2 tRNA genes and 3 rRNA genes are annotated in these 5,595 nt (G+C 48.7%); all 5 read right to left on the bottom strand.

The features are described 5' to 3' along the window. Positions 1–287: 287 nt before the first annotated feature. The 5 genes from rrf to C0V77_RS22650 all read right to left on the bottom strand — a co-directional run bounded on the left by rrf (position 288) and on the right by C0V77_RS22650 (position 5,493). A 5S ribosomal RNA gene (rrf, locus tag C0V77_RS22670) occupies positions 288–399 on the bottom strand. Positions 400–511: 112 nt separating this feature from the next. Continuing rightward, positions 512–3,321: ribosomal RNA gene (locus tag C0V77_RS22665) — 23S ribosomal RNA — on the bottom strand. A 333-nt stretch (positions 3,322–3,654) separates the two neighbouring features. Next, a tRNA-Ala gene (locus tag C0V77_RS22660) sits at positions 3,655–3,728 on the bottom strand. A gap of 20 nt (positions 3,729–3,748) precedes the next feature. Continuing rightward, positions 3,749–3,822 (bottom strand) — tRNA-Ile (locus C0V77_RS22655). Between the two features lie 165 nt (positions 3,823–3,987). After that, a 16S ribosomal RNA gene (locus C0V77_RS22650) occupies positions 3,988–5,493 on the bottom strand. Together the 16S, 23S and 5S rRNA genes with 2 tRNA genes alongside form the textbook arrangement of a ribosomal RNA operon. Positions 5,494–5,595 lie beyond the last annotated feature (102 nt).

Here is a 5,595-nt window from a genome sequence, read left to right as displayed (position 1 = left end):
ATGAAAATCTTTTGTGATTTGCGTTAGGTAAAATGCAAAAAAAAAAGACCGCTACTTTCGTAACGGTCTCTGAATAAAAAACTGGGCGGACGGCTAGTCCATCTACTTACTCTCCCAAGTATGAACCGGCAAACGGTTTGCGGCGAGCGTATCGTCAGTACCATCACGCGGCGCGTAGCCGCGGTGCGGACTGGGCGTCACAAGACCTCCCTGCTTTGTTCTTGATGGGAAGGGTATAGTGCAAAAAAAAAGACCCTAGTATTTCTACTAAGGTCTTTTGAATAAAAAACTGGCATCTACTTACTCTCCCAAGTATGAACTCAGTACCATCAGCGGTGCGGGGCTTAACTGCTCTGTTCGGGATGGGAAGAGGTGTTCACCCGCCCTATTGACACCATGAAGATCTTAATGATTCTTTCGCTAGTTAACTAACACCGAATCCTGAATATCTTATTGGCCATTAGGCTTTCATTATATGACTTTAATGGAGAGAGAAAAAAACAGATAAAAAAATTAGGAGCCCTCGATTCATTAGTACTACTCGGCTGGGTGTTACCACTTTTAGACCTGTAGCCTATCAACGTCATCGTCTATGACGAATCTCAATGGAAGACTCATCTTGAGGAGGGTTTCACACTTAGATGCTTTCAGCGTTTATCCCGTCCGTACTTGGCTACTCTGCCGTGCCCTTGGCAGGACAACAGATGCACCAGCGGTACGTCCAACTCGGTCCTCTCGTACTAAAGTCAGACCCTCTCAATCTTCCAACGCCCACCACAGATAGGGACCGAACTGTCTCACGACGTTCTGAACCCAGCTCGCGTGCCACTTTAATCGGCGAACAGCCGAACCCTTGGGACCTTCTCCAGCCCCAGGATGTGACGAGCCGACATCGAGGTGCCAAACCTCCCCGTCGATGTGAGCTCTTGGGGGAGATCAGCCTGTTATCCCCGGAGTACCTTTTATCCTTTGAGCGATGGCCCTTCCATACAGAACCACCGGATCACTATACCCCTGTTTCCAGCCAGCTCGACTTGTAGGTCTCACTGTCAAGCAGTCTTTTGCTATTGCACTCAACGCACGGTTACCAAGCGTGCTGAGACTACCTTTGGAAGCCTCCGTTACTCTTTTGGAGGCGACCACCCCAGTCAAACTACCCACCAAACGGTGTCCTCGCAGCGCGAGTTAGAATCCAAATAACCAAAGGGTGGTATTTCAACGTTGGCTCCCCGATGCCTGGCGACACCGGTTCTCAGCCTCCCACCTATCCTACACATCAGTTACCCGAATTCAACGTTAAGCTATAGTAAAGGTTCACGGGGTCTTTCCGTCCCGTGGCGGGTAAGCGGCATCTTCACCGCTACTACAATTTCGCCGAGCTCACAGCTGAGACAGTGCCCAGATCGTTACACCATTCGTGCAGGTCGGAACTTACCCGACAAGGAATTTCGCTACCTTAGGACCGTTATAGTTACGGCCGCCGTTTACTGGGGCTTCGATTCAATGCTTCTCTTGCGATGACATCCCCTCTTAACCTTCCAGCACCGGGCAGGTGTCAGGCCTTATACTTTGTCATTAAACTTAGCAAAGCCATGTGTTTTTGTTAAACAGTCGCCTGGGCCATTTCTCTGCGGCCTCATTGCTGAGGCTCCCCTTCTCCCGAAGTTACAGGGTTAATTTGCCGAGTTCCTTAGCTGTGACTCACTCGAGCACCTTAGGCTTCTCGCCTCGACTACCTGTGTCGGTTTACGGTACGGGTGGTAAATGGCTGAAGCTTAGCGGCTTTTCTTGGAAGCGCCTTCACAAGTTCGATTCAGCCTAAGCCTCCTCTCAACGCCCTATTCCGTCAGGACGTACTCACTCCAACGCTCCGTCCCCGCATCGCACCATCACCAGTACAGGAATATTAACCTGTTTGCCATCGGCTTCTGCTTTCGCATTATCCTTAGGACCCGACTAACCCTCAGTTGATTGACGTAGCTGAGGAATCCTTAGTCTTTCGGTGTGTATGGTTCTCACATACATTATCGCTACTTATCCCTACATTTGCTTTTCTATCCGCTCCAGATTACCTCACAGTAACCATTCGCCGCAAATAGAATGCTCTCCTACCCAAGATTTCTCTTGACTAAACTTCGGTACTATACTTGATGCCCGTTTATTATCGATGCCCGCCTCGCTCGACCAGTGAGCTGTTACGCACTCTTTAAATGATTGCTGCTTCCAAGCAAACATCCTGGCTGTCTCTGCAATCAGACTTCCTTAGTTCAACTTAGTATAGATTTAGAGACCTTAGTTGTAGTTCTGGGTTCTTTCCCTTTTGGACTCGGACCTTAGCACCCAAGCCCTCACTGCCGAGTATATTATATCGCATTCGGAGTTTATCAGAATTTGGTAGGATTTGACTCCCCCGCATCCTATTGGTAGCTCTACCTCGATATAACTCAACCTCGACGCTGTACCTAAATACATTTCGGAGAGTACGAGCTATTTCCCAGTTTGATTAGCCTTTCACCCCTACCCACAGTTCATCCAAAAACTTTTCAACGTTAACTGGTTCGGTCCTCCAGTTGGTTTTACCCAACCTTCAACCTGACCATGGGTAGATCACAAGGTTTCGCGTCTACCGCCACCGACTATTCGCCCTTTTCAGACTTGCTTTCGCTTCGACTTCGTGCCTTAAACACTTAATCTTGCCGGGGACGGTAACTCGTAGGGTCATTATGCAAAAGGCACGCCGTCACTGGACTCGCCAGCTCCGACCGCTTGTAAGCGTACGGTTTCAGGTTCTATTTCACCCGGGTACTCCCCGTGCTTTTCACCTTTCCTTCACAGTACTAGTTCACTATCGGTGTCTCAGGAGTATTTAGCCTTGGCGGATGGTGCCGCCGAATTCAGAGGGGATTCCACCGGTCCCCACCTACTCAGGATACTGCTCGTCTCTATGTCGGTACGTTTACGTGTCTCTCACACTCTATGGATGACTTTCCCAAATCATTCAACTTAAACATAAATCCTAAATGCAGTCCTATAACCCCACGCTTGCCGTAACAAGTATGGTTTGGGCTTCTCCGCGTTCGCTCGCCACTACTTGCGGAATCACTGTTGTTTTATTTTCCTTCGGTTACTTAGATGTTTCAGTTCACCGAGTTAGCTCCATACTCAGTATGGTAATAGTTCTTCAAACTATTGGGTTGCCCCATTCGGAAATTTACGGATCACAGAATATGTGCTTCTCCCCGTAACTTATCGCAGCTTATCACGTCCTTCTTCGCCTCTGAGACCCTAGGCATCCTCCGTACGCCCTTATGTAGCTCCTACTTTATCTCTTTTCTTCTCTCTTCCATCATGTCAAATAACTTCATCCAATCTTAACTGAACTCTTATCACCTACCAAGCTGTGCTAGCATGATAAGATTGTCGTCCAGTCTTAACTGACTTGTGGTATTTCTACCTCTGTTTCTTCGTAAAGAACTAAATCCGATTTTTAAAAGTATCAGTTAACTTATTTCTTGTGGAGGATAACGGATTCGAAGACTGCGCGTCCCGCCGTGACTCCCTGCTTTCAAAGCAGTACTCTTTTGTGGAGGATAACGGATTCGAAGACTGCGCGTCCCGCCGTGACTCCCTGCTTTCAAAGCAGTACTCTTTTTGTGGAGGATAACGGATTCGAACCGTTGACCCCCTGCTTGCAAAGCAGGTGCTCTAGCCAGCTGAGCTAAACCCCCTTATTCTTGTGAATATTCTGTGGGCCTGCGTGGACTCGAACCACGGACCTTTACATTATCAGTGTAACGCTCTAACCACCTGAGCTACAAGCCCCTTTCGGTGTTTGCAGTCAGTTTAGTCCGCTGTAGCCTTGCTCGCCACAACCACTACACTCTGTAAACTTCCGTTCCTTCACTCTATTACATAACTTGTTGATGAGAATACAAATGCTTGATCTTTCGTGTCAGTCGTTTTAATTTCCATTGTGGAAATCTCTAAAAAGGAGGTGTTCCAGCCGCACCTTCCGGTACGGCTACCTTGTTACGACTTAGCCCCAGTTACTGGTTCTACCCTAACGAAATCTTTTACCTTCCGCTTCAGGTCTACCCAACTTCCATGGCTTGACGGGCGGTGTGTACAAGGTCCGGGAACGTATTCACCGGATCATAGCTGATATCCGATTACTAGCGATTCCAGCTTCATAGGGTCGAGTTGCAGACCCCAATCCGAACTGTGAACGACTTTTTGTGATTGGCTTGCCATTGCTGGCTCGCAACACTCTGTATCGCCCATTGTAGCACGTGTGTTGCCCTGGACGTAAGGGCCATGATGACTTGACGTCGTCCCCTCCTTCCTCTCTACTTGCGTAGGCAGTCTTGTCTGAGTCCCCAACTTTACTTGATGGCAACAGACAACAGGGGTTGCGTTCGTTGCGGGACTTAACCCAACACCTCACGGCACGAACTGACGACAGCCATGCAGCACCTTGTTTCGGGCCATTGCTGGCTTATCCATTTCTGAATAATTCCCTCACATTCTAGTCCAGGTAAGGTTCCTCGCGTATCATCGAATTAAACCACATGCTCCACCGCTTGTGCGGACCCCCGTCAATTCCTTTGAGTTTCACCGTTGCCGGCGTACTCCCCAGGTGGATTACTTATCGGTTTCCCTTGGTCACTGACTCTCGCCAACAACTAGTAATCATCGTTTACTGTGCGGACTACCAGGGTATCTAATCCTGTTTGATCCCCGCACTTTCGTGCCTCAGCGTCAGTGTAACTGCAGCAGACTGCCTTCGCAATCGGTATTCCTTCTGGTATCTAAGCATTTCACCGCTACACCAGAAATTCTATCTGCCTTCTGTTAACTCAAGCTAACCAGTATCAACGGCATGTAAAACAGTTAAGCTGCTACCTTTCACCGCTGACTTAATCAGCCGCCTACGCACCCTTTAAACCCAATAAATCCGGATAACGCTCGCCACCTACGTATTACCGCGGCTGCTGGCACGTAGTTAGCCGTGGCTTATTCTGCCGGTACCGTCAACTCCCTTCGCAAAGGTTCTTTTCTTCCCGGTCAAAAGCAGTTTACAACCCAGAGGGCCTTCTTCCTGCACGCGGCGTGGCTGGGTCAGGCTTGCGCCCATTGCCCAATATTCCCTACTGCTGCCTCCCGTAGGAGTCTGGCCCGTATCTCAGTGCCAGTGTGGGGGATTCTCCTCTCAGAGCCCCTAAAGATCGTAGACTTGGTGAGCCGTTACCTCGCCAACTATCTAATCTTACGCATGCTCATCTCTATCCGATAAATCTTTTAAAATCTCTTGATGCCAAGAAATTTGTTATGCGGTATTAATCCGGGTTTCCCCGGGCTATCCCCCAGATAAAGGTAGATTGCATACGCGTTACGCACCCGTGCGCCGGTGTAGTATTGCTACCACCCCTCGACTTGCATGTATTAAGCCCGCCGCTAGCGTTCATCCTGAGCCAGGATCAAACTCTCCATTGTAAATGTCAAAGTTTGCCTGACTACTTAAGGTCTCGCATTTGCATTCTCAACAAGTTAATGAACTTTATTCATCCAGTATTACTACCTTCCGACTTGTTAAAC

The organism is Emticicia sp. TH156 (assembly GCF_002855535.1).
In the GTDB taxonomy this organism is placed as follows: Bacteria; Bacteroidota; Bacteroidia; order Cytophagales; family Spirosomataceae; genus Emticicia; species Emticicia fluvialis.
Note: the sequence above shows the minus strand (reverse complement) of the source record. Positions and strands in the feature narration are given on the sequence as shown.